The organism is Ureibacillus acetophenoni (assembly GCF_900220965.1).
In the GTDB taxonomy this organism is placed as follows: domain Bacteria; phylum Bacillota; class Bacilli; order Bacillales_A; family Planococcaceae; genus Ureibacillus; species Ureibacillus acetophenoni.
This window is the reverse complement of record NZ_OBQC01000002.1, coordinates 331442-357539: the sequence shown is the minus strand read 5'-3', so window position 1 is coordinate 357539 and position 26098 is coordinate 331442. Positions and strand designations below refer to the sequence as shown.

26 protein-coding genes and 1 riboswitch are annotated in these 26098 nt (G+C 34.4%); of the genes, 22 read left to right on the top strand and 4 right to left on the bottom strand.

The window, feature by feature from the left end; all coding sequences use genetic code 11:
• Positions 1-31: 31 nt before the first annotated feature.
• From CRO45_RS04510 to trhA, 9 genes are all read left to right on the top strand, one after another.
• Positions 32-976, top strand: coding sequence for an ABC transporter permease (locus CRO45_RS04510; RefSeq protein WP_097148442.1), 945 nt, complete (start codon positions 32-34; stop codon positions 974-976).
• The gene (locus CRO45_RS04505; protein WP_097148441.1) at positions 976-1950 is read left to right on the top strand and encodes an ABC transporter permease; all 975 of its coding nucleotides are present in this window, start codon (positions 976-978) and stop codon (positions 1948-1950) included. The genes CRO45_RS04510 and CRO45_RS04505 overlap by 1 nt, the downstream gene beginning before the upstream one ends.
• 11 nt (positions 1951-1961) lie before the next feature.
• Positions 1962-3020 (top strand): ABC transporter ATP-binding protein, encoded by a 1059-nt coding sequence (locus tag CRO45_RS04500; RefSeq protein ID WP_097148440.1) that lies wholly within the window; start codon positions 1962-1964, stop codon positions 3018-3020.
• Positions 3013-3960 (top strand): ATP-binding cassette domain-containing protein, encoded by a 948-nt coding sequence (locus tag CRO45_RS04495; RefSeq protein ID WP_097148652.1) that lies wholly within the window; start codon positions 3013-3015, stop codon positions 3958-3960. The genes CRO45_RS04500 and CRO45_RS04495 overlap by 8 nt, the downstream gene beginning before the upstream one ends.
• Positions 3957-4889: a S66 peptidase family protein gene (locus CRO45_RS04490; protein WP_097148439.1), complete on the top strand. Its 933-nt coding sequence runs from the start codon at positions 3957-3959 to the stop codon at positions 4887-4889. Before CRO45_RS04495 ends, CRO45_RS04490 begins: the two co-directional genes overlap by 4 nt.
• Before the next feature lie 10 nt (positions 4890-4899).
• Positions 4900-5688, top strand: a complete 789-nt coding sequence (locus CRO45_RS04485; RefSeq protein WP_170949403.1) for a serine hydrolase — start codon at positions 4900-4902, stop codon at positions 5686-5688.
• The gene (locus CRO45_RS04480; protein WP_097148437.1) at positions 5685-6512 is read left to right on the top strand and encodes a C40 family peptidase; all 828 of its coding nucleotides are present in this window, start codon (positions 5685-5687) and stop codon (positions 6510-6512) included. Before CRO45_RS04485 ends, CRO45_RS04480 begins: the two co-directional genes overlap by 4 nt.
• 149 nt (positions 6513-6661) lie before the next feature.
• Positions 6662-7081 carry a universal stress protein gene (locus CRO45_RS04475; protein WP_097148436.1) on the top strand — a complete coding sequence of 140 codons (420 nt, stop codon included), beginning with the start codon at positions 6662-6664 and terminating at the stop codon, positions 7079-7081.
• Positions 7082-7275: 194 nt separating this feature from the next.
• Positions 7276-7917 (top strand): PAQR family membrane homeostasis protein TrhA, encoded by a 642-nt coding sequence (gene trhA / locus CRO45_RS04470; RefSeq protein ID WP_097148435.1) that lies wholly within the window; start codon positions 7276-7278, stop codon positions 7915-7917.
• A gap of 64 nt (positions 7918-7981) precedes the next feature.
• Here trhA and CRO45_RS04465 read toward each other — a convergent pair whose 3' ends face one another.
• The 4 genes from CRO45_RS04465 to CRO45_RS04450 all read right to left on the bottom strand — a co-directional run bounded on the left by CRO45_RS04465 (position 7982) and on the right by CRO45_RS04450 (position 10439).
• Positions 7982-8527, bottom strand: a complete 546-nt coding sequence (locus tag CRO45_RS04465; RefSeq protein ID WP_097148434.1) for a hypothetical protein — start codon at positions 8525-8527, stop codon at positions 7982-7984.
• Positions 8528-8559: 32 nt separating this feature from the next.
• Entirely contained in the window at positions 8560-8853 is a 294-nt protein-coding gene (locus CRO45_RS04460; RefSeq protein ID WP_097148433.1) for a hypothetical protein, read from the bottom strand.
• A 125-nt stretch (positions 8854-8978) separates the two neighbouring features.
• Positions 8979-9725 carry an SDR family NAD(P)-dependent oxidoreductase gene (locus CRO45_RS04455; protein ID WP_097148432.1) on the bottom strand — a complete coding sequence of 249 codons (747 nt, stop codon included), beginning with the start codon at positions 9723-9725 and terminating at the stop codon, positions 8979-8981.
• 105 nt (positions 9726-9830) lie between these two features.
• The gene (locus CRO45_RS04450; RefSeq protein WP_097148431.1) at positions 9831-10439 is read right to left on the bottom strand and encodes a hypothetical protein; all 609 of its coding nucleotides are present in this window, start codon (positions 10437-10439) and stop codon (positions 9831-9833) included.
• 198 nt (positions 10440-10637) lie between these two features.
• On the opposite strand from CRO45_RS04450, the gene CRO45_RS04445 reads away from it, so the two are divergent.
• The 13 genes from CRO45_RS04445 (at position 10638) to CRO45_RS04385 (ending at position 26096) form a co-directional block, all read left to right on the top strand.
• On the top strand, positions 10638-10958 hold the full coding sequence (locus CRO45_RS04445) for a PadR family transcriptional regulator (protein ID WP_097148430.1): 321 nt from the start codon (positions 10638-10640) through the stop codon (positions 10956-10958).
• Positions 10955-12007: a DUF4097 family beta strand repeat-containing protein gene (locus CRO45_RS04440; RefSeq protein WP_097148429.1), complete on the top strand. Its 1053-nt coding sequence runs from the start codon at positions 10955-10957 to the stop codon at positions 12005-12007. Before CRO45_RS04445 ends, CRO45_RS04440 begins: the two co-directional genes overlap by 4 nt.
• Positions 12008-12091: 84 nt before the next feature.
• Positions 12092-12973, top strand: a complete 882-nt coding sequence (locus CRO45_RS04435) for an NAD-dependent epimerase/dehydratase family protein (RefSeq protein WP_097148428.1) — start codon at positions 12092-12094, stop codon at positions 12971-12973.
• A 166-nt stretch (positions 12974-13139) separates the two neighbouring features.
• Positions 13140-13248, top strand: a riboswitch (TPP riboswitch).
• A 112-nt stretch (positions 13249-13360) separates the two neighbouring features.
• On the top strand, positions 13361-13921 hold the full coding sequence (gene thiT, locus CRO45_RS04430; RefSeq protein ID WP_097148427.1) for an energy-coupled thiamine transporter ThiT: 561 nt from the start codon (positions 13361-13363) through the stop codon (positions 13919-13921).
• Between the two features lie 412 nt (positions 13922-14333).
• Complete coding sequence (locus CRO45_RS04425; RefSeq protein WP_097148426.1) at positions 14334-15341, top strand: tetratricopeptide repeat protein; 1008 nt, start codon at positions 14334-14336, stop codon at positions 15339-15341.
• Between the two features lie 104 nt (positions 15342-15445).
• Positions 15446-16738, top strand: a complete 1293-nt coding sequence (tig, locus tag CRO45_RS04420) for a trigger factor (RefSeq protein WP_097148425.1) — start codon at positions 15446-15448, stop codon at positions 16736-16738.
• Positions 16739-17145: 407 nt separating this feature from the next.
• Positions 17146-18411, top strand: coding sequence for an ATP-dependent protease ATP-binding subunit ClpX (gene clpX, locus CRO45_RS04415; RefSeq protein WP_097148424.1), 1266 nt, complete (start codon positions 17146-17148; stop codon positions 18409-18411).
• A 434-nt stretch (positions 18412-18845) separates the two neighbouring features.
• Positions 18846-21179 carry an endopeptidase La gene (gene lon, locus CRO45_RS04410; RefSeq protein ID WP_097148423.1) on the top strand — a complete coding sequence of 778 codons (2334 nt, stop codon included), beginning with the start codon at positions 18846-18848 and terminating at the stop codon, positions 21177-21179.
• Positions 21166-21747 (top strand): ribosome biogenesis GTP-binding protein YihA/YsxC, encoded by a 582-nt coding sequence (yihA, locus tag CRO45_RS04405; RefSeq protein ID WP_097148422.1) that lies wholly within the window; start codon positions 21166-21168, stop codon positions 21745-21747. Before lon ends, yihA begins: the two co-directional genes overlap by 14 nt.
• Before the next feature lie 264 nt (positions 21748-22011).
• Complete coding sequence (gene hemA / locus CRO45_RS04400; protein ID WP_097148421.1) at positions 22012-23367, top strand: glutamyl-tRNA reductase; 1356 nt, start codon at positions 22012-22014, stop codon at positions 23365-23367.
• 132 nt (positions 23368-23499) lie between these two features.
• Positions 23500-24327, top strand: a complete 828-nt coding sequence (ccsA, locus tag CRO45_RS04395; protein ID WP_097148420.1) for a cytochrome c biogenesis protein CcsA — start codon at positions 23500-23502, stop codon at positions 24325-24327.
• A gap of 100 nt (positions 24328-24427) precedes the next feature.
• Positions 24428-25360: a hydroxymethylbilane synthase gene (gene hemC, locus CRO45_RS04390; protein ID WP_097148419.1), complete on the top strand. Its 933-nt coding sequence runs from the start codon at positions 24428-24430 to the stop codon at positions 25358-25360.
• Positions 25350-26096 (top strand): uroporphyrinogen-III synthase, encoded by a 747-nt coding sequence (locus CRO45_RS04385; RefSeq protein ID WP_097148418.1) that lies wholly within the window; start codon positions 25350-25352, stop codon positions 26094-26096. Before hemC ends, CRO45_RS04385 begins: the two co-directional genes overlap by 11 nt.
• The last annotated feature ends 2 nt before the right edge of the window (positions 26097-26098 follow it).

Genomic DNA, 26098 nt, shown 5'->3' with positions numbered 1-26098 from the left:
TCTTACTTAAGGTAAGCAAGGGGGTTACAATATGTTAGGGTATGTCGGAAAAAGGTTATTGCAGTCAGTAGTTACGCTTTTAGTCATTATAACAATCGTCTTCTTACTATTACGATTATTGCCTGAAGAAGGCTATTTAGGGGCAGCTGCTGATAAAATGTCTCCGGAACAACAGGAAATTTATTTAACGAATTTAGGATTACGAGATCCGATACTGGTTCAGTTAGGGAACTTTTACACGGATTTAATACGCGGAGATTTAGGAAAATCTATTACATATCGAACGGATGTCCCTGTTGTAGATATAATTGCTGATAAGATCATGTACTCTTTATCTTTTGGATTAGCAGCTGTAGCCTTATCCATTTTAATTGGAGTACCACTTGGAATATTAATGGCACAAATGAAAGGAAGATGGCTTGATCGATTAGGGACAGGTTATATTGTTTTCATTGTTGCGGTACCTTCCATGGTATATTTCTTGTTAATTCAAGTCTATATAACGGATATCTTTAAATTGCCACTTTTATTTGATTCCGATAAACCAATAAGTTGGCTATTACCACTCATCTCACTAGCTTTAGGGCCTATTGCTTCATATGCAATGTGGATGCGTCGTTATATGGTCGATGAATTAAATAAAGACTATATAAAACTAGCTCGCGCTAAAGGTGTTAAAGAACGCACATTAATGTTTAGCCATGTAATGAGAAATGCGTTTATTCCACTTGCGCAATATTTACCAGCAACGATTCTTTTTACTATTACCGGTTCAATCTATATCGAATCATTATATTCCATTCCGGGAATGGGTGGATTACTCGTTGATGCCATACAACGACAAGATAATGCTGTCGTACAAGGTCTAGTATTGATCTTCTCATCTTTAGGAATCATCGGACTATTTTTAGGTGATATAGCGATGGCGCTTGTCGATCCTCGTATTAAGTTAGGAAGAGGGGGGAGTGTTCGCTAATGGGCTTATATTCAGAAGAAATAAGAAATATTACAGATAAATCTAGTGAACAATTATTCGAGTTTGCATCATCAGACGAAAGCAAAGCTGAACAAACAGGATACTCAAATTATTCTTATTGGCGCTCAACTTGGAAGTCCTTTTTAAAAAATAAAGTTGCGGTGTTTTTACTTATTTTGGTTATAGGAATTGTATTCTTTGTATTGATTCAACCATATTTACCTTACCAAAAATCGCCAACAGAAATTTATTTAGACGAAGAGACTGGATATCAAGTACGGAATTTGGCACCAAGCGAAGAATTTTGGTTTGGAACCAACTCTATTGGGCAGGATTTATGGTCACGTATTTGGGCAGGGACTCGAACATCATTATTAATAGGTGTGGTTGTTGCCTTCGTGGAGGTAGTTGTAGGTATTACCATAGGGGCGCTCTGGGGCTATTCGAGAAGACTTGAAACACCTATATCACATGCGTATAACGTAATCGAGAATATTCCTACAACTATTGTTTTAATCTTAATGTCTTTAATATTACGACCAAGTATTTCCACAATTATCATTGCAATGTGTATAACCGGTTGGGTAGAAATGGCGCGTTTCCTTCGAAATCAAATAGTAATATTACGGGACCGTGAATATAATTTAGCATCTAGAACGTTAGGTACACCTAGTCACCGCATCATATTGAAAAACTTATTACCTTACTTAGTTTCTATCATTATGTTGCGTATGAGTTTAGCGATTCCATTTGCAATCGGTGCAGAAGTATTTTTAACATATATTGGTTTAGGTTTACCTATTAGTGAACCTTCATTAGGTAACTTAATTAACGAAGGTCGTGTACTAATGATGTCTCCAGATTTACGATATCAGCTTATATTCCCTAGTGTTGTGTTAAGTGTAATTACAATTTCCTTCTATATAATAGGAAACGCATTTGCCGATGCAGCTGATCCGAAAAATCACGTATAGGAGGGATTTCAATGGGAGAAACACAAAAGAAGACAAAAATCTTATCAATTGAAAATTTAGTCATCAAGTTTAAATTGCGAGGTCAAGTGTTAACAGCAATTCGCGATATTTCTCTCGATTTGTATAAAGGCGAAAGTCTTGCAATCGTAGGAGAATCCGGTTCGGGAAAATCTGTTCTAGTAAAATCTATTATGGGATTACTAGATAAAAATGGTTACATTGATCAAGGGAAAATTCTATATAATGACAACGATCTAGCTCATTTTAGTACAGAAAAAGATTGGTTAAAAATACGTGGAAAAGAAATTGCGATGGTCACTCAGGACCCTATGACTTCATTAAATCCACTGAAAACGATAGGAAAGCAAATCGAAGAGGCTGTCGTTCTACACCAAGGATTAACGGGCAAGGATGCCTATGAAAAAGTTCTTCAATTACTTAGAGACGTAGGGATACATGATGTGGAAAAACGTTACAAACAATATCCACATGAATTCTCAGGTGGTATGCGTCAAAGGATTGTAATAGCAATTGCCATTGCATGTAATCCAAAAGTTTTAATTTGTGACGAACCTACAACGGCACTAGATGTAACAATCCAAGCGCAAATTTTACAGTTATTAAAAAATCTTCAAGAGAAATATTTATTAACTACGATTTATATTACACACGATTTAGGTGTTGTAGCAAAAGTTGCAGACAGAATTGCAGTAATGTATGCAGGTGACATTATTGAATATGGAAAGACGGATGAAATTTTCTTTAATGCAAAACATCCTTACACTTGGGCATTAATTTCTTCACTTCCTCAACTTGGAGTGAAGGGGCAAGAGTTATATTCAATTAAAGGAACTCCTCCAAATCTATTTAAAGAAATTCAAGGAGATGCTTTTGCTCCACGTAATCCATATGCATTAAAAATCGATTTCGTCGAGCGTCCTCCATACTTTAAGTTAAGTGAAACACACTTTGCGAAAACATGGTTACTTCATCCGAATGCACCTACAGTTGAGCCTCCTGAAACGTTGAAAAAATTCTTCGAAGAAGGGAGAGAGTATGCAAATGGCTGATAGAGAAGTGTTAGTAGAAGTCAAAAATTTAAATGTTACTTTTGGTAAAGGAAAAAATGCATTTGAAGCAATAAAAGATGTAAGTTTTGAAATTTATAAAGGTGAAACATTTGGTTTAGTTGGAGAATCTGGCTCAGGTAAAACGACAATTGGCCGTGCCATTATGCGCATTAACGAAGTAACTGGAGGTCAAATTCTATTCAAAGGAAAACCGATCAATGGGAAAATTTCGAAAGATTGGGATCGTGAAATTACGCAAAAAATTCAAATGATTTTCCAAGATCCAATGGCTTCACTAAATGAACGTGCAAAAGTTGACTATATCATTAGCGAAGGTTTAGTAAATACAAAGAAATTCTCAAATGAGATCGAACGTCAAGAGAAAGTACGAAATGCACTTTTACAAGTAGGTTTATTACCTGAATTTGCTTCCCGCTTCCCTCACGAGTTTTCTGGTGGTCAACGCCAACGTATTGGAATTGCCAGAGCACTTGTAATGGAACCTGAGTTCATCATAGCGGATGAGCCTATTTCCGCATTGGACGTTTCGATTCGAGCTCAAGTATTAAATTTACTTTCGAAATTGCAACATGAAAATAATTTAACTTATTTATTTATCGCTCATGATTTATCGATTGTACGATTTATAACAGATCGAACTGCAGTAATTTATAAAGGAAATATTGTTGAATTAGCAGAAACAGAAAAATTGTTTTCAAATCCTATTCATCCATATACACGTGCGCTTATGTCAGCGGTTCCTGAACCAAATCCGCATAATGAACGTAGTAAAAAAGTTGAAATTTATGACCCAACTCAACATAACTATGAAGCAAATCCACCTTCATTTGTAGAATTAGAAGAAGGACACTTTGTTCTTGCTAATGAGGAAGAGATAGCGCGTTACCGTGAAACACAAAAGATGGGGGTAACTTCATGAGGATACCAAAAGCATTGAAAAAGGGGGATACGATTGGGCTAATAGGTGCATCTAGCCCAACACCACCTGAAAATTTACAAAAGGCAATCGATGCTGTTGAAAATCTTGGGTTTAATGTTGTTGTCGGAGAAACATGTCACAAGAGGCATGGTTACCTAGCTGGAAGAGATGAATTAAGAGCTCGAGAAGTAAATGATATGTTTGCTAACCCGTCTATCGATGGAATCTTTTGCATTCGTGGTGGATACGGGGCCCATAGAATTATTCCATTGCTAGATTTAGAGTTAATTAAAGCAAACCCAAAAGTATTTGCTGGGTACAGTGATGTAACTGCTCTTCACATTGTTTTTAATCAGATATGTGATTTTGTAACGTATCATTCACCAATGCCTTCTACTGAATTTATAAAACCTGATATGGATGAATATACTTGGAATTCGTTTATAAATCATGTAACGGATACAGAGGGTAAAGACTATCTTCTTAATAATGCTGAAGGAAGTGAAGTCAATACACTTGTAGAAGGTGAAGCTACGGGACAACTCGTCGGAGGAAATTTAACTTTAGTAACGGCTTCCTTAGGTACACCATATGAAATTGATACAAAAGGGAAAATATTATTCTTAGAAGATATTGATGAATATGAACGAAGTGTTGATAGAATGTTAACGCAACTTAAATTAGCAGGTAAACTGGATGATGCAGCAGGGATTTTATTAGGAGCTTGGACAAATTGCGGTGCTCCAAACCCTGACAAACCTGAACAAAGCTTACGTTTACAAACAATCTTTGAAGAAATTATTGTACCGACTGGAAAGCCTACTTTAATGGATATTACTTGTGGTCATGTGTTACCAACGATGACATTGCCATTAGGAAAGACAGTTACGTTTAATTCAGAGACTAAGACCATTAAAGTACTTGGGTAGGTGGATGAATTTGATAGAAAAAATACGTTCCCTTATAGAATGTGTTGACTTCAAGGTCCATCTATTTGTAAAAGAAGCGAAAAGCGAAAATTATATTTTAAACGAAAAATCGGATGACATTTTTTCGAGTGCTAGTCTCATAAAAGTACCCATTCTACTTGGCGTACTAGATTATTTAGAGAAAAACAATCAAACATTAGACGAAGAACTTCCTATTGCTATTGAAAATAAAGTTGAATTTAGTGTCGTTACAGAACAAAATCTAGATAGTTGTACTTTGTATGAGTTATTAGTATGGATGATTATTACTAGTGATAATTCTGCTACTAATGTGTTAATTGATTTTATTGGAATGGAAGAGCTGAATATATACTTCAATAAGATTGGTTTAACTCAAACAAGGTTACAACGAAAAATGATGGATTTTAAAAGCCTTAACAAAGGGTACGATAACGTAACGACTGCGCGGGATATGGCATACCTATTCTCACGTGTGTACCAACAGGATTTACTTTCAGATCAATATAGCCAATTAGTCATTGATATTTTGTGCAGGCAAAGAGTCCATGAAGGATTAAAACGATATATAACGGATGATATTTTTATTGCGCATAAAACAGGAAGTCTCGATACGGTTTGTCATGATGTTGGAATTGTATATCATCCATCAAATAATTATATAATTGGTATTTTTCTTACTGAGTTGGCTGACGTTGAAATTGGAAAAAGATTAATAGGACGAATATCTAAAATTGTTTACGAATATTTTGGGATGAATGAAGGGAGGTCATTACTATGAAAGCTATTGTAAATAATAAGATCGTTAATTTACATGCCAAGCCAGATACAACTTCGGAATTAATTGATGAAGTTTTGTATGGCATGGTTGTGGATGTTTTGGAGTTTTGTGATGAGTCTTGGGTACGCATACAAACTACATATCGTTACGAGGGGTATTGTTTAAAGGAAAAACTCCTAATTGATGAAGAAAAATCACTGAAGTGGCAAGAAGAAGCGAAGAATGTAATTATTCAAAATTTCTCTGACATTCTTGCTGGACCAAAAATTCAGAGCACAAAAATTGCGACTCTAGTAAAAGGATCCTTTGTAACAATAGTAGAAGATTCTGAACTGGATCAGGAATGGGCTAAAGTTAAATTAGCTTCTGGTGAAGTGGGTTATACTCGCTCATATTGGGTTCGTCAAACGATTTCTGAAAGAGTATCTGAAGAAGAGTTTAGAGAAAATGTCGTGCAAACAGCATTAAGTTATTTAACTACTCCGTACCGTTGGGGAGGAAAATCTCCACTAGGAATTGACTGTTCTGGCCTTTGTTCAATGGCCTATATGTTAAATGGGGTATTGATCTATCGAGATGCTAAAATTGTTGAAGGTTTCCCTATTAAACAAATTGAATTCGACCAAATTCAAAAGGGTGATTTACTGTATTTCCCTGGCCATATTGCGATGTACATGGGGGATGGTCTTTATGTTCATTCATCATTAGGCGGTAACGAAGTAAGTATTAATAGTTTAAATGAAAATCATCCCCATTATAGAAAAGATTTAGCCACTTCCATTACAGCTGTAGGGAGTCTATTTGCGAAAGAATTGGTTCATTAAATATGAATGACAAAAAGTGCAGTATAGCTGCACTTTTTTTATGTAAAATTAGTGTCCTGTAATTTTCATTTTTAATGTGGATAATATGTGAAATTATATTTAGATAACCCAAAATTTGTTATTATTAAAATAACTAAAGGAGGATTATTATGTCATCTTACAGCAAAATTGTCGTGGCAATTGACTTTTCTGAGCAATCGATGAAGGCTTTCCAACGTGCAATCAAGGTTGCAATGGAAAACAAAGCTATTTTACAATTAGTTCATATCATTGATACAAAATCATTTGGTATCGGAGCTTACAATGTTAAGTTTGCAGAAAAGGTAAAAGCAAAAAGTTACTCTGATCTAGAAAGTATTAGTAATGAAGCAAAAGCCGCAGGAGTAGAAAGCGTTGAGGTGCTTGTAGAAGAAGGAGCTCCAGTAGGAATATTAACTAAATTAACGGATGTGGACCTAATTATTTGTGGTGCAACTGGTTATAACTCAATCGAAAATATGATGATAGGTTCTGTTGCAGAACGTATTGTTCGCTTAGCAAAATGCGACGTTTTAGTTGTTCGCTCTTAATATTTCATTATATCTATAGAATAACCCCCTAATTGTCTCGTATACAATTGGGGTTTTTTATTTGTATCGTTGGTCAAATTGATATATCTAAACTATAGTGATATTAAATATGACATTTATCATTCTAATTTCATTACATCTCTCTCTATAAAAAAATGTGTTATATTGACATAATAAAGAAAGAGGTGAAGAACATGGAACAATCTATAGTTGTAAAAAGTACTTATAGTAAGAAAGAAGAGTTTTGGAATGCGATGACCCATGGTATAGGAGCTTTTTTAACAGTTCCGGCAACCTATTTACTAGTAAAAAAAGCTCTATTCAATGAATCAAATGTAGCGCTTGTAAGTTATATTATATTCGGAATTTCCATGTTTCTTCTATACTTGGCATCAACGCTTTATCATTCCGTACCAACACATAAAAACTTACTGAAAAAACTAGATCATAGTTCTATTTTTCTTTTAATCGCAGGTACATATACACCAGTAGCCTTAATAGCTATAGGTGGTTCAACGGGTTGGACACTAGTTGGTATCGAGTGGGGCTTAGCTGTAATTGGTGTAGTACTAAAACAATTTTTTGTACACCGATATAAAAAAATCTCACTACTTGTATATATCGGTATGGGTTGGTTAGTAATTTTCGTATTTCAACCGGTTATAGATTATCTTACCATCAATGGGGTATTGCTATTGCTAGCAGGTGGACTTAGTTATACAGTTGGAACTTATTTTTATAAAAATAGTAAGATCCCTTATAACCATGCAATTTGGCATGTTTTCGTAATGGGTGGAAGTGTGTTTATGTTTTTGTCAATTTACTTTTATTGTTAAAAAATCTCCAATGTTGAAGAAATGGAAATTGCCACTTTTTTCAACATTGGAGTTTTTTTATAAATTAAAAACCGTATTCTGTAATAATATTTTGAATCATTTTTGTGAATTCACCTTCGAAACCTTGCACATCGGACATTAATTGATTCGCTGAATTAAGGACCGAGTAATCTCCATTTTGAATTCCATTTACAACTTCTTGCAAAGCGTCGTGTTGCGTTGATACGGCATTAACTAGTAAATCATTAATTTTAGAAGTAGCATCAGTGGGAGCGACATAGTTTTCAATTTGTGTCATTAACTCTTCATTTAATGGTAAAATTTCGTTTGTAACTCGTGATGCTAACTCTTCATTTGTAATTGTACCGTTTGAAGCTGCATTATAAACTTCAGACCATTGACCACCTATGTTCATTAACTCTTGAAATGATTCTTGTGTATTTTGAACGTATGTGAATACTTCATTTGCACCTTCTAGTATCCCGCTATTAGATACACTTTCAGTAACTGTATCTGTAATCTCTTTAATAGGCAAATCGTCTGTACTAATACTACAAGCTGTTAAACTGAATACTAGACTTAATAGTATTCCAAATTTTACGAATTTCATTGTTTTCCTCCTAAGGCTCATTTACGGTGTTACTAATCACAACCTCCGCCGCCATCTCCACCGCTATCGCCGCTTGAATAGGATGAAGGTGCATAACCCCCATCACCATAACCGGAATTGTATTTAGATTTGCGTCTCATTCGCTTAACGGTTTTGTTCATTTTTCGATTGTTTTTTCTTTTTTCTGGTGACAGTTTAAACCATCTGTAAATATTGTTGCTTTTTCTAAAGATTAATTTTATAAGTGATACACTCCACATAGAAAAAAGCAGAATGATTCCACCAATAACTAAAAATTCAACTAATGTAGCAATCAAATCTACCATAGTATACACTTCCAATCTTTTATGATGGTTAGTAGTGCTAAATCGATCAGTTATTAATTTAAGTATACTAGTAAAAGTACTGCTACATTTAGTTCGAATTAATTATTTCCAAATCTAAGTCTAAATTACTCTTCATAGATCATTTTTTTCGTCATTCCACCATCAACTGTGAGGTTAATACCAGTTACAAAATCATTGCACGCATCAGTTAAGTAGAAACATGCTTTTGCTATATCTTCTGGTTTACCAACTCGGCGGGAAAAATGTTGTAGGTGGTCAGCATCTCTAAGTTGTTCATAATCCCCAGTTTCAATCCATCCGGGTGAAATACAATTCACTTTAATCTTGTCTGAAGCCAATGAACTTGCAAGTGCATGCGTTAAAGAAATAATAGCACCTTTCGTCGCAGCATAGACTTCAGTATTTGGTTCAGACATAAATGCACGAGTTGACGCCATTGATACTATTGAGCCGCCATTTGAGTTTAACTTCATATACTTTGCAGCTTCACGGGAACATAAAAATACACTTCTTAAATTTGTGTTAATTATATTGTCCCATTCTTCTACCGTAAGATCATAAGGAGAGGTTGGTTGGAATGTACCAGCGTTATTAATTAAAATATCAATTGTACCAAAAGACTCAGCAGCTCTTCTCATAAGATGAATGATATCTTGTTCTTTTCGAACGTCTGTAGGTACAAAAATTGCCTTTTCATTTTTTTCACAAATTTCTTTACATGTAATGTGACCTTGTTCTTCATTTATATCTGCTAATACGACACGTGCACCTTGATTTACATATTGTTTTGCCACTTCTTTTCCTATCCCTTGTGAAGCTCCAGTTATTACAACTACTTTGTTTTGGAACATAAAATCCCTCCTGAAAAATAAATACCTCTTTATGCTAAATGAAAAAAGGTTGACTCGTCAAAAACGAATCAACCCATAAATAGATCAGCAATGAATTTTTTACTATTATTGAAGTGGAACTTCTAATTTAAAGTCTTCTGCAATGGTTTCAAAATTTTCATCATGAGGACCACTTACATGTAATGTTAGATTTTTAATATTTTCATCGTGTTTTAAAATCCATACAACATCATCTTCCATAGTAACTGCACCTAAAAAGTCACCACCAACACTACCTGAATACCAAAGGTCTGCCTCCACTTGTTGTCCAGTATCTGTTACAAGTGTTGCTTGATCGGGATAAAAGCTAATTGTATCTTCAGTAGAGTTTTTAGCTGTCATGTTAATTGTTACTACAGTAACCGTATCTTGATTTTCGAATGACTCTTTATAATCGTCTGAAACTTCTAAAGTTGCTACTTGAACTGCATTTAATGTTAAAGACATTGGTCCAGCTTCATGGGATATTGCTAAATCCTCATTTTTATAGTTTACAGTTAATGTACCCATTTCTGATTCACTAACATTTTCATCAGTACTTACTTCTTCGTGTTGCTCTTCTTCATTGTTTGTTGTTGTATCATTTGTATTTGTATTATCAGTCGTTTCATCGCCACCACAGGCTGCAAGTATTAAAGAAAACATAAGTGCTAAAATTAGTAAAAATTTATTCATACGTATATCCCTCCTTAATTTACATTTTATTATGTGCAATTATGTGAATTAAAAACGCGAATTTTTAAATCATTCGTTCTGTCGAAACTTCTCGCTCTGTTTTCGAATGAGTAATGAAAGTATTCTAGTACCTTGCAATGTATAATACCTATATGATGCACTATTATACAATGAACAGTAGTGAGGAAGGTGTGGTACTTGAACGTTCAATTCAAAAAGGGTGTTTTAAATTTATGTGTTCTAGCTCTATTAGATCAACAAGACATGTATGGTTACGAATTAGTTCAAGCAATATCAAATCAAATTGAAATTTCAGAAGGATCTGTATATCCACTTTTAAGACGACTTACAAAGGAAGGGTATTTTACTACCTATTTAAAGGAATCAACAGAAGGTCCACCACGTAAATACTACAAGATTACAGAGTTAGGAAAACAAAATTTAAAGGAACTTCGTGAAGATTGGAAGAATTTTATTAAAGGCGTTAATGAGCTAATTGATGGGGAGGATTCGAAATGACAGAGGAAACATTCTATAAACAACTTGAGCTTGGTTTAAAACGCTTAAGCGAAGAGGAAAGAAAAGATATTATTCGCGATTTTCGCGAACATTTTACAAGTGCAAGAGCGGAAGGTAAGACAGATGAAGAGATTATCGAAGCTCTTGGACCGGTTGATTTACTTGCTGAAGAACTGTTGGAAGCTTATGCAGAACCGATCAATGAAACAACTGTTGAAATGGAACCGATTAATGTACCAAAATTTATTAAAGTAGACATCGTTTCTGATTCAGCTGATTTAACAATTATTCCATCGAAAGACGAAAAACCTTATATTCATGTTAGAGATAAGGATGGTAAAACCGTTACAAAAATGGACGTAATAAATGATACTTTAAAAATTCGTATTAGCCGAGAAAACTCATTTAAAAAATTCTTCTTCTTCCAAATTAATGTGAATTTCTCATCGGATGTTCACGTAATTATCCAATTGCCTCAACAATTATACGAACAAATATTGATCAAAAATGATAACGGGAAAATCCAAATAGCAGAACAACAAGCGAAAACAATCGGGTTAGAGACAGATAATGGAAAAATTATATTAAAATCATTATTAGCTAGTAAGATGAAAGCAGACACAGACAATGGTCGTATAGAAATTGAAAAATCACATTTCACACAAGCTGTTTTTTCAACAGACAATGGTCGAATCGTAGCAAAAAATTCGAAATCCGAAAAGTTTGAGTTCTCAACGGATAATGGAAGAATAGAATTAAATGATGTAGTTGGTGAAATACATGCTACAACAGATAACGGACGAATCGAGGGGTACATTCCAGTAATTACAAAACCTATTGTTTTTAAGTCGGATAATGGAAGTATTACATTAACAACGGATGAAAAGATTGAAAATGCAGCTCTATCAGTTAAATCGGATTTTGGAAGAATTTCTGTTTATGGAGAAAAAGGAAAAAGCTTTGTCTTTGGCGAAGGAAATATTCCAATACGGTTAAAAACAGATGCTGGTCGTATTACTGTTACAACAGCAAGTTTGCAAGAAGTCTAACTTCAAATTAGAGATTGTTTAATGCGTGAAAACTTGTGACAGTTGCAAATATGTAAAGGCATGTTTGGTCAAGGGGGATTACTAATGAAAATTTTAGTGCTAGGTGGTACGAGGTTTTTTGGGAAGAAATTAGTTCAACTTCTAATAGAAGAAGGACACGATGTAACGATTGCAACGCGCGGAAATGTACAACATCCTTTCGGTTCACAGGTAAAGCAAGTAAAAGTTGATCGAAAGAATGCAAGTTCATTAAAAGATGCTGTTGGCGAAGAACATTGGGATATTGTTTATGATAATATTTGTTTTTCACCAAATGAAGCACTAGCTGCATGCGAGATTTTTGATGGTAAGACAAAAAAATATATTTTAACTTCTACACTTTCAACATTGGATCAAGAATTGGGTTCTGATCTTACAGAAGAAGATTTTAACCCGTATACTTATGAAATTAGATACGGAGATGTAGAGGATTTTTCTTATGGAGAAGGTAAACGACAAGCTGAAGCAGTATTTTTCCAGAAAGCATCGTTCCCTATAGTTGCTGTCAGATTCCCAATTGTTCTAGGGGAAGATGATTATACGAAAAGATTACATTTCCATATAGAGCGAGTTGCAAAAGAACAACCGATTGGTTTTGTTAATATGGATGCTCGAATGTCCTATATACTTTCTGATGATGCAGCAGGATTTCTAAAGTTTGCTGGAACGTCTAACATTGAAGGTCCTTTCAATGCTACATCAACGGGCTCGTATTCAATGCAAGAGTTAATTGATTTGATAGAAGAAGCAACAGGGAAAAAGGCAAAAATCACTCTTGTAGGAAACGATGAAAGTCGTTCTCCATTTGGAGTACCTAAAGATTGGTATATGACTCCACAAAAAGCTAAAGAAGCAAGCTATGAATTTCTTCATCTAGATGATTGGTTACCTAGCTTAATTAAGAAACTAGCAAGTGAAATGGAATAATATAAGTTACTTCTAATGTTTTAAGTGGTTGGAAGGTAGTATTTATTTGCAACTAGTGTTCGAGTGTTCGAACATTTTTCGAAAATTTAAAATTGTTATATTAAAGATAGTTGTAAAAAAGTAATAATTTGCTAGAATAGAAGTGTTCAAACAAAAAACTTGATGTATAACCCACAGGGGGAGCTGATGAAGTCAGCTGAGATTGCGCACTTGTTTGCGCTAACCCTTTGAACCTGTAAGTTAGCACTTGCGTAGGGATGTGGATAGAAACCGACTCCAAAATGGCGTCAGGCTCTGTCCTGATGTCATTTTTTTCTTTTAATCAATAAACCGGTTTTTATTCCTTCTCAAATGTTCTACATCGGAATAAAAGAGAGGAGAATTGTTATGAACAAATTTAGATTACTAATGCTTGTGGAGATTGCTATTTTTGTAGCAGTCGGTCTAGTTTTAGACAAAATTTCATTTTCATTATGGCCACAAGGCGGATCCATTAGCTTTGTTATGTTGCCGATTTTAATTATGGCTGTTCGTTGGGGCTTAGTTGCTGGCTTAACTACAGGATTGTTAATAGGTGTATTACAAATGGCTTTAGGTGCTTACATTTTACACTGGGCACAGGCATTACTTGACTATGTAATTGCCTTCACAGTTGTCGGTTTAGCTGGAATTTTCCGTCACCAAATTATTGACGCTGCTAAATCTCTAAACAAGAAAAAACTAAGTTTATATATCGTTTTAGGGATTGTAATTGGTGGGCTTCTCCGTTTTGCTGCACACTCCCTTGCAGGTGCAATTTTCTTCTGGGAATACGCAGGGGACCAAAATGTATGGCTTTATACATTAAGTTACAATAGTTCTTATATGATCCCTGCGATTATTTTAACTGCCATCGTCGGTACATTCATATTTACAAGTGCACCTAGATTATTAAAAACAGCTTCATAAATAAGATAGAGCCATCTCGATGCTTAAATACGAGGTGGCTCTATTTTTTATTCTGGAGATTGTTTACCTTAAGGGATGAAGGACATTTGTAGAAGGAAATGCATTGGAAATGTCTTTCACAGAGGTGATGAAGGACATTTGAAGAAGTAAATGCATCGGAAATGTCTTTCATAAAGGTGATGAAGGACATTTGAACCAGGAAATGCATCCGAAATATCTTTGATCATTTACTTTCAGTCCTGACACCATCTAATTATTAGATAAAAAGATTAAATTCTTATTTCGCTGGTAACATTGATTAATAACCAATTAGGTAAAAGTGTAATTTAAAAAAATCTGTTGTTACGATTTGTAAATAACGGTAAAATGACAATGATTATGGATATTTTTATGAAAGTTACAGCTTGGGGTGATGGCATTGAAAAAGAAAAAACAAAAAATACAGAAGTTTGAAAATGTCGTCGTTTTCCCAGGAACTGTTGAAAGACTTATTTCAACAGCACATAAATATGTGGAAAATTATCAGTTTGACCTTGCAAATCAATATTTCCAAGAAGCATTGCAATACACCGAAGGCGATGAAATCACATTAAGTGTATATGCTTATTCATTATATGAAACTAAAGCTTATGATAAAGCGAAAGAAGTATGTGAGAAACTTTTAAGTATAGGACCATCAATGTATTTAGAGGTAATGGAATTATATTTAACAATTTGTATGCAACTGAAACAATATAAAGAAGTTGAAACAATCATTACATCATTGTTGGAAGAAGGGGCTATACCTGAAAACCAAATTGAAAAATTCGAACGATTAAAAAATTTAAATGCAAATATAGTAGGAACGAATGATGAATTTTTCCATGATGTAAATTTCTCAGATCAGGTGCAAGATGAAAGTAAATACGAATTAAATCGTTTTCTATCACTTTCATCTAACCAACAATTGATACTTATCCAGGAATTAACTGAGGCAAATATAAGACCTATTGTTGGACAATTGAAGGATATTATTGAACATGAATCGACACATCCATTTGTAAAAAGTTTGATTTTAATTTTATTAGTTGAACAAGAAGTCGATATAAATTTAAGGATTAGTAAATTTGAGCAACAGATGGAAGTAAATCCATCGAGTCTTTTATTGCCAACGAAATTACCTAAATATAAGAAGATATTATCAATTGTTAGAGATCGATTAGACCAAGAGCCATCTAAACTTGAAATGGTAGAATACTTAATATCTAAACATGCAATTGCCACATATCCTTTTGATTGGCTAGATTATGATTCAGAAGATTTAAGTTATGCTTATATTGATTTCGTAAGTTTAATGTTTGGAAGTATGCAAGAAATGGACTACGAGCTCATCGGATTTTTGCAAAAGCTTGAAGAAATTACAGAACTACGAGAAGTATGAAAAAAGTTGAAACTATGAGAGACTATGATATACTAAAATGGTTGTCAAATCGTATGTAACGAGATGTTTGTCAAACTGTAAATTATTTTTGGAGGTATTAATATATGTCAGCAAAATGGGAAAAACAAGAAGGAAATTCTGGCTTATTAACAATTGAAGTGCCAGTTGAAGAAGTAAATAAAGCAATCGATAAAGCTTTTGCTAAAGTAGTAAAAGAAATTAACGTACCTGGTTTCCGTAAAGGAAAAATGCCACGTCAATTATTTGAAAAGCGTTTTGGTGTAGAAGCATTATACCAAGATGCACTTGAAATCTTAGTTCCAGATGCATACTCAAATGCAATCGACGAAACTGGTATCGTTCCTGTTGACTACCCACAAATTGATGGAACTGAAAACTTTGAAAAAAATCAAGCGTTCACATTTACAGCAACTGTAACTGTAAAACCTGAACCAAAACTTGGTGAATATAAAGGTTTAGAAGTTGCAAAATTAAGTACAGAAGTAACTGATGAAGAAATTGAAGAACAAATCCAATCTCAATTAGCTCGTAAAGCTGAATTAGAAATTAAAGAAGACGAAGCAATTATTGAAGGTGACACTGCTGTAATCGACTTCGAAGGTTTCGTTGGTGATGAAGCATTTGAAGGTGGTAAAGGTGAAGATTATCCACTTGAAATCGGTTCAGGTTCATTCATTCCTGGATTTGAAGAGCAATTAGTAGGTTTAAAAGCTGGTGAAGCGAAAGATGTAGTTGTTACATTCCCAGAAGAATACCATGCTGCAGAACTTGCTGGTAAAGAAGCTACTTTCAAAGTAACTGTTAAAGAAGTAAAAACTAAAGTTTTACCAGAACTTAACGATGAATTTGCAAAAGAAATTGATCCAGAAGTAGAATCATTAGATGCATTACGTGCAAAACTAAAAGAACAAGCTGCTGAACAAAAGAAAGCAGACGCGGAAGGCTCATTACGTGATGAATTAGTTGAAAAAGCTGCTGAAAACGCTGAAATCGACATTCCAGAAGCAATGACTCATAACGAAATTCACCGTATGATTGAGGAATTTGGTCAACGTTTACAAATGCAAGGTATGACTCTTGACCTTTACTATCAATTCTCTGGTCAAGACGAAAATGCTTTACATGAGCAAATGCGTCCAGATGCTGAAAAACGCGTGCGTATTTCATTAACACTTGAAGCTATCGCTAAAGCTGAAGGAATAGAAGTAACTCAAGAAGATATCGATGCAGAACTTGATAAAATGGGTGCACAATTCGGTATGGATAAAGAACAAATTTTAACAGCATTAGGTGGAACATCTGAAATTTTAGAGAACGATATTCGTACTCAAAAAACAGTAGAATTTTTAGTAGAAAATGCAAAAATTACTGAATAATTTGCCACAATTTAGTAAAATGAAATAAGAAATAAACAAGGTACGGTTTTCCCGTGCCTTGTTTTATAACATAATCAAATGCGCTTTGGCGTATTTGTGACTGCCGCAAGCTTTCGTCACAGTAAAAACATGTGCGCCCAGATTTTATCGAGCTTAGGCCAACAGGATGTTGGTCACTTAGACGTTTGCACAGGACGTGGCGCTCATAGTCTAAGTTCATTTATTAATCCTTTAAAAAATCTGTGGCATCCGCCGGAGGCTTTAACTTCATTCACTGAATGAAGTTAAATAGTAATTTATACATAAATTATGCTAGTGGGAAAGTTCTACTTGCATCAAAAAGACAACTTATTTGATAAAGATAACAGAATCTTGTAAGATAGTTGCTTGAATAGGGGTGAAGCAAATTGTTCAAATTTAATGATGAAAAAGGCAATTTAAAGTGCTCGTTCTGTGGGAAACCTCAAGAACAAGTAAGAAAATTAGTTGCAGGACCTGGTGTTTATATTTGTGATGAATGTATCGAGCTTTGCTCTGAAATCGTCGTCGAAGAGCTAGGTGTCGAGGAAGAAATTGAATTTCAAGACATTCCTAAGCCAAAAGAAATATTATCCATTTTAGATGAATATGTTATTGGACAAGAGCGCGCTAAGAAAGCATTAGCTGTTGCTGTGTACAATCATTATAAACGTATAAATTCGAACAGTAAGATTGATGATGTTGAATTATCTAAATCTAACATCGTATTAATAGGACCAACAGGTAGTGGTAAAACATTACTTGCACAAACGTTAGCACGTATTTTAAACGTTCCATTTGCAATTGCAGATGCTACATCACTTACGGAAGCTGGTTATGTAGGGGAAGATGTTGAAAACATCCTATTAAAACTAATTCAAGCTGCAGATTACGATATAGAACGTGCAGAAAAAGGTATCATTTATATTGATGAAATCGATAAAGTAGCACGTAAATCTGAGAATCCATCTATTACTCGAGATGTTTCAGGTGAAGGTGTACAACAAGCATTACTAAAAATTCTTGAAGGAACTGTAGCAAGTGTGCCTCCACAAGGTGGTCGTAAGCATCCTCATCAAGAGTTCTTACAAATTGATACTACAAACATCTTATTTATCGTTGGTGGAGCATTTGATGGTATTGAGCAAATTATTAAACGCCGTCAAGGTGAAAAAGTAATCGGATTTGGCTCAAATACAACGAAAAAAGATGATACTGAGTCAGTATTAGCACAGCTAATTCCTGAAGATTTACTGAAGTTTGGTTTAATACCTGAGTTTATTGGCCGACTTCCAGTATTAGCATCTCTTGAGCAATTAGACGAAGAAGCATTAGTTCGTATTTTAACTGAGCCTAAAAATGCATTAGTAAAGCAATATCAAAAAATGCTTGAACTCGACAAAGTAGAACTTGAGTTCGATGAAGAGGCTTTAAATGCAATTGCTAAAGAAGCAATCGAACGAAAAACAGGTGCTCGTGGGTTAAGATCAATTATTGAATCTACGATGCTTGATATGATGTTTGAGTTACCATCACGCGATGATATTGTGAAATGTATTATTACAAAAGAAACAATTCTAGATAAAAAAGCACCTAAATTGTTCTTGAGTGATGGTTCTGAGCTGAAAAATTTTAATGAAAAAACATCAGCATAGAAAACAACCGAGATTCACTTTTTAGGAATATAAAAGCTGACTTCGCAATTTACGTTTTTTACGTGTAATGGTCGTAAGTCAGCTTTTTTAACAATTTACATAAAATGTTTAGGCTTTTTGTACATGTACTCTCTAAAAATTGCTAACAATATGCCTAGAGAAATGTTATGTCTTTATCACATACTAAGTGAGCGGAATGTTTCTTTTGAATTGAAACAGCGAGGATTAAAAAACCTTTACAGTTGGTTGTTGAGGGCTCACAAATATGGGCAAACTAAAGTTACTATACGAAGATTTATTTTTAAATCTGAGTTCTATTGAACAGACCTTCAAGGTCGCTTAAAAATTTTGACTTTACATGCTTAATTTAAGCTTAATGTAGGAGTCATTACTTTCCGTTCAATCGGGATAAATAAATGGAGGTGAAAACGCGCATGAGCAAGAAAATAGAGAAAAAACCTTTATTGCCTTTGCGTGGATTATTAGTTTACCCTTCAATGGTGTTACATATTGATGTAGGTAGAGCGAAATCTGTTGCAGCATTAGAACATGCGATGTTGAATGATAATCAAATCTTCTTAGCAACACAAAAAGATTTGCGAATTGAATCACCAGAAAAAGAAGACTTATATACAATTGGTACTCTTGTAAATGTAAAACAAATGCTAAAATTACCAAATGGTACATTGAGAATTTTAGTTGAAGGTATTAGCCGTGGTGAAATTCAAAAGTATCATGAAGATAATAAATTTACTTCGGTTACTGTAGAAATCCAAGAAGATCCTACAACGAAAGACGCTGAAATAGAAGCGTTAATGCGTACATTATTAAGTTATTTTGAAAAGTATGCAAAATCTTCTAACAAAATTACAACTGAAACGATTGATTCTGTTGTAGATATAGATGAACCTGGTAGACTAGCGGATGTAATTGCATCCCATCTTCCGCTAAAAATTGCTGAAAAACAAGAGATATTAAGTATTTATAATATTAAAAAGCGATTAGATCACCTTATTATTCGTTTACATGACGAACAAGAAGTTCTAAATTTAGAAAAGAAAATTAATTCAAAAGTTAAGCAAGCCATGGAACGTACTCAAAAAGAGTACTACTTACGTGAACAAATGAAAGCAATCCAATCTGAACTAGGCGACAGGGAAGGTAAAACAGGTGAAATTGCAGATTTACGCAAAAGAATTGAAAGTTCTGGCATGCCTGAATCCACTCAAAAAGTTGCATTTAAAGAATTGGATCGCTATGAAAAATTACCAGCTGCAAGTGCGGAAAGCGGAGTCATTCGAAATTATATTGAATGGCTTGTGACGATTCCATGGACAGAATCAACTACAGACCGACTTGATATTAAACATGCTGAAGAAATATTAAATCGTGATCATGATGGACTTGAAAAAGTGAAAGAGCGTATCTTAGAGTATTTATCTGTACGTCAACTTACTCAATCGGTTCGCGGACCGATACTATGTTTAGTTGGACCACCTGGTGTAGGTAAAACATCTTTAGCGCGTTCTGTAGCGGAAAGTCTTGATCGTAAGTTTGTACGTGTTTCACTAGGTGGAGTGCGTGACGAATCTGAAATTCGTGGTCATCGTCGTACTTACGTTGGAGCAATGCCGGGTCGTATTATTCAAGGAATGAAAAAAGCAGGGACAGTGAATCCAGTATTTTTACTAGATGAAATTGATAAAATGTCTAATGACTTTAGAGGGGATCCTTCTGCGGCAATGTTAGAAGTTTTGGACCCTGAACAAAATCATAATTTTAGCGATCATTATATTGAAGAGCCTTATAACTTATCGCAAGTGATGTTCCTTGCAACTGCAAACGATTTAAGCACGATTCCTGGTCCACTTCTTGACCGTATGGAAGTAATATCGATTGCTGGTTATACAGAAATGGAAAAAACACAAATAGCAAAAAATCATCTCATTCCAAAACAAATTGAAGAAAATGGTCTGAAAAAATCTCAATTTGTAATTAAGGATGAAACGATTGTTGATTTAATCCGATATTATACACGTGAAGCGGGAGTTCGTAACTTACAACGTCAAATTGCTACCCTGTGCCGAAAAGCTGCTAAAATTATCGTCTCAGGCGATAAAAAGCGAGTTACTGTAAATCAAAAAGTATTGGTGGAAATGTTAGGAAAGCACAAATTCCACTATGGTCAAGCTGAAACAGAAGATCAAATTGGTGTAGCGACAGGTCTAGCATATACATCAGTAGGTGGAGATACATTACAAATTGAGGTATCGTTAACACCTGGTAAAGGTAAAATTCAGTTAACAGGTAAACTTGGGGAAGTAATGAAGGAATCTGCTCAAACTGCATTATCATTTGTTCGTTCATTATCTAATCAGTTAGATATTGATGATAATTTCTTTGACCAACATGATATTCACATCCACGTTCCTGAAGGAGCAGTGCCAAAAGATGGGCCATCAGCGGGTATTACAATGTGTACTGCTTTAGTTTCAGCTATTACTAACAAACCAATTAGAAGAGAAGTTGGTATGACAGGCGAAATTACGCTACGTGGTAGGGTTTTACCGATTGGTGGACTAAAAGAAAAATCACTTGGTGCACATAGAGCTGGATTAACTACGATTATTATTCCAAAAGATAATATTCGTGATATTGATGATATACCTGAAAGTATTCGTGAACAGTTGACATTTAAACCTGTATCTTCTGCTGACGAGGTGCTTAATATAGCACTAGTTGGAGGTTTCAAAAATGAAAGTAAATAATGTTGAAATGGTGATAAGTGCTGTTAAACCAGAACAGTACCCAATAGATGATCTACCTGAATTTGCGTTAGCAGGTCGTTCGAATGTTGGAAAATCATCATTCATAAATAAAATGATTGGACGTAAAGCTTTAGCTCGTACGTCTTCAAAACCAGGAAAAACTCAAACCTTAAATTTTTATAAAATTGAGGAGCAATTATTTTTTGTAGACGTTCCAGGTTATGGCTATGCAAAAGTTTCGAAAAAAGACCGAGAAGCATGGGGTCAAATGATTGAACGATATATTACAGCACGTAATGTTTTACGTGCTGTAGTATTGATTGTTGATTTAAGACACCCACCAACAAACGACGATTGTATGATGTATGATTTTTTAAAGCATTATAACATTCCGACAATTGTCATCGCGACAAAGGCTGATAAGATTCCAAAAGGTAAGTGGGACAAGCATAAAAAAGTCGTCAAAGATACGTTGGATATGGATTCTAGTGATCCATTAATCGTCTTTTCTTCTGAAACTGGTTTAGGGTTTGACCAAACCTGGAATGAAATTAAAAAAAGAATGTAAAGATGTACATAGCCATCTAGTGAACAAAGATGTTTTGATAGAAATCGATTTTTCGGTTTTACAAAACATCTTTTTCATAATTATCGAACAAATACATGATATGACTCATTTTGTTGAATAATATTCGTTTTTTTGATACACTCAGATTATAATTATTCTAAATAAGAATCAACCAGTTCATAGCATGTTCACAATTTATCGCTTAATAGTTCATTCTTTATGATAAGATAAGGTTGGAAAATATAATGTGAGGTGTAAAGTTCAATGCATACACTTGTCGTAGGCTTGAATTACAAAACTGCGCCTGTCGAAATTCGTGAAAAATTGTCATTTATTGAAAGCGATTTACCGAATGCAATGGCAGCGCTAAAAAAAGAAAAAAGCATTTTAGAAGATGTAATTGTATCAACGTGCAATCGTACAGAAATATATGCGGTTGTTGATCAATTGCATACAGGTCGTTATTATATAAAACAATTTTTAGCAAAATGGTTTGATATTCCGGTTAATGAGTTTGAACAACATTTATATATTCGTGAAAATGATGAATCGTTAAATCATTTATTCCGTGTTACAAGTGGAATCGATTCAATGGTATTAGGTGAAACACAAATTCTTGGACAAGTGCGAAAAAGCTTTTTAGATGCTCAAGAAGTTGGTGCTACTGGTACCGTTTACAATCATCTATTTAAACAGGCAGTAACCTTCGCTAAACGTGCTCATAACGAAACAACAATAAACGAAAATGCCGTATCTGTTTCATATGCTGCAGTTGAATTAGCTAAGAAAATCTTTGGTTCCCTAAAACATAAACATGTAGCTATTCTTGGAGCAGGTAAAATGGGGGAACTTGCTGCACAGAATTTAGCTGGTAGTGGTGTAGGGAAAGTTACAGTCATAAACCGCACTTTTGAAAAGGCTCAAGTATTAGCTGAAAAATTTAATGGACAAGCTAAATCGATGCAAGAATTGCAATGTACGTTACTAGAAGCTGATATTTTAATCAGCTCAACTGGGTCCACTGACTATGTAATTGATTTTGAATTAATGCAATTTGTAGAACGATTAAGAAAAGGTAAGCCATTATTTATGGTCGATATTGCTGTTCCTAGGGACTTGGATCCTAAAATTGGTGATTTACCAAATGTATTCTTGTACGATATAGACGATTTACAAGGTATTGTAGAAGCAAATCTTGCAGAACGTGAAAAAGCAGCTAAGGAAATTTCAGAAATGATTACCGAAGAAGTTATCCAATTTAAAGATTGGATTACAACATTAGGTGTAGTACCTGTCATTTCTGCTTTACGTAAAAAAGCAAGTAATATCCAAGAAGAAACAATGAATAGCATTGAAAATAAAATGCCTAATTTAACGGATCGCGAAAGAAAAATATTAAATAAGCATACGAAATCCATTATTAATCAATTGTTAAAGGAACCAATTCTTCAAGCAAAAGAATTAGCGAATTCAAAAAAAGCAAATGAGCAACTTCAACTATTCCAACAAATATTTGGAATCGAAGATGAAGTCAAAGAAGAAGTAATCCTACAACAAAAGAAAGCAGAACAAAAAATTAATCGAACTGAGCAAGTTGCAAATCCAAATTTGTCATATTAAAATCAGTTTCGGTATTTCGTTATAAGGACTTCCTAAGGCGTTTTCGTATCTATATGTTAAACTAGATACGAAAAACGCTTTTATTGTGTAGTTTTCATTAATAAGGACATTTTTGATGGAGAAGGGATGCGAATGATTGATTCAGTAATATCTAGGATTTATGAGGTAATGGTGATCCTATATGCTATTAGTATCGTTCTTTATTTCTTTGATTATTTTTACAAACAAGTTAAAATACGGCGTGTTGCATTTTGGCTTGTATCGATTGTATGGGTAATGCAAACGCTTTTCTTAGTATTATATATTTTTGAAATGAAGCGATTCCCTGTGCTGTCCTTGATTGAAGGGGTATACTTTTACGCGTGGTTATTAATTACGATCTCAATCATACTACATTGCATTGTTAGAGTAGATTTACCTGTTTTTTTTATAAACTTTTTAGGATTTATTTTTGTCACAATTCATTTATTTGCACCAGATTATGTTCAATATCCACTACGAGAATCGCTAGTGTCTGAAATGTTGATTATTCATATAAGTTTTGCAATGGTATCTTATGCAACCTTTACGATTGCCTTTGTATTTTCTGTGTTATATCTAATTTTATATAAACTACTAAAGGGCAAAAAATATTCAAAATTATGGTCACGATTACCTTCATTGCAGCAGTTGAGTAAATGGGTAAATGGTTCAATTTTAATTGGTAATCCACTCTTTCTAATAAGTATAATTTTAGGGTTAGAATGGGCATTTTTGACATTAGAAGGTTTATCAATTATTGATGCGAAGATAATAGGTTCGTTTATCATCTTTGTCATTTATTTAATGATATTGATTTTACATCATAGAGGTAAAATAACAGCGATTCAGTATTCTTGGGCACAAATATATACGTTTTTACTAGTCGTTATTAATTTCTTTTTAGGAAGTAAACTTTCAAGCTTCCATTTATGGTTTTAAAGTAGGTTTCAATGTACAGCCTTGCGACTTAATGGTGATATAAATTGAATCAGCGCGGGCATAATCTTCGGATATTTAAAGTTAGAGAGGTCTGATCATTTTGAGAAAAATTATTGTTGGTTCTAGAAAAAGTAAATTAGCTTTAACACAAACGAATTGGTTTATCGAGCAAATGAAAAAAGCTGGCGCTCCTTTTGAGTTTGAAGTGAAAGAAATTGTAACTAAAGGGGACCGCATTTTAGATGTTCAACTATCTAAAGTCGGTGGGAAAGGTTTGTTTGTTAAAGAAATCGAGCAAGCATTATACGATAAAGAAATTGATTTTGCTGTACACTCCATGAAAGATATGCCTTCTGTACTGCCTGAAGGATTAGTGATTGGATGTATTCCGAAGAGAGAAGATCCTCGTGACGCATTTATTTCGAAAGGTCATGTAAAGTTTAAGGATTTACCACAGTATGCGATTGTTGGAACTAGTTCTTTACGCCGAAGTGCACAATTAAAAAAGGTACGTCCTGACATAGAAATTAAATGGATTCGCGGAAATGTGGATACACGCTTAGCAAAATTAGAAAATGAAAATTACGATGCAATTATTCTTGCTGCAGCAGGGCTTAAACGTCTTGGTTGGAATGATGATGTAGTAACAGAATATTTGGATACAGATCTATGTTTACCAGCAGTAGCTCAAGGATCTCTTGGAATTGAATGTCGAGCTGATGATGCAGAGTTACTTCGCGAGTTAGCAAAACTAACAGATCAAACAACTTGGAATGAGGCATTTGCAGAAAGAGCATTTTTAGCTGCTATGGATGGTGGTTGCCAAGTACCTATTGCAGGCTATGCTAAGACAACAGGAGATTCTATTACACTTACTGGATTAGTAGCAGCTCCAGACGCATCTGTTTTTTATGAAGAAACAATTACAGGTACAAATCCGGTTGAAATTGGTGAAGAAGTTGCACGTAAATTAACTGAACAAGGTGCATTTGATTTAATCCAACAGGTAAAGGCTGAGCTTGATGCAAATTAACAATCCTCTAAAAGGGAAGACCGTTGTTGTAACTGGGTCTAAGGTTACAACAACGATTCTACAAAAAATTGAGCAACTAGGTGGCGAAGCAGTTTCTTGTCCGCTCATTAAAACAGTAGAAATATTACATCCACATGATCTTAGCCAACTTCAAAAGGCGAGATCATTTGATTGGCTAATTTTCACCAGTCAAAATGCAGTAATGTCATTTTGTGCTAAAATGTTAAGGTATAATTTAACACCTTCTCATTTTCAAGGGAAAATTGCCGCTGTTGGTTCGAAAACAAAAGAAAGATTATTAGCTAATGGGTTTGCTGTTGACTTTGTTCCCACAGTTTTTAGTGCAGATGTCTTTGTGAAGGAATTTCCAAATGTTGCTCATGAAAATTCTCGTTGTTTATTTGTGCGCGGAATAATGGCCAAAGATACAATAAAAACTGGACTACCGTTCGAAGTAATTGAGTGGGATGTATACGAAACAAAAGAAAATATCGATTATATACATCAGCTAATTAATTTAATTCAAACCCGTGAGAATATTATTTTAGTTTTTGCAAGTCCATCTGCAGTCGATGCATTTGGATTACATATTGCACCATTTGTAGGATGGGAGAAAATTAAAATCGCAAGTATTGGGCATATAACGAGTAATGCTCTACTTAAGTATAGTGCTCATGTTTCCTATCAACCAAAAACCTATACTATGGAAGCAGTGTTAGAAGAAATCGTTAAATAGGA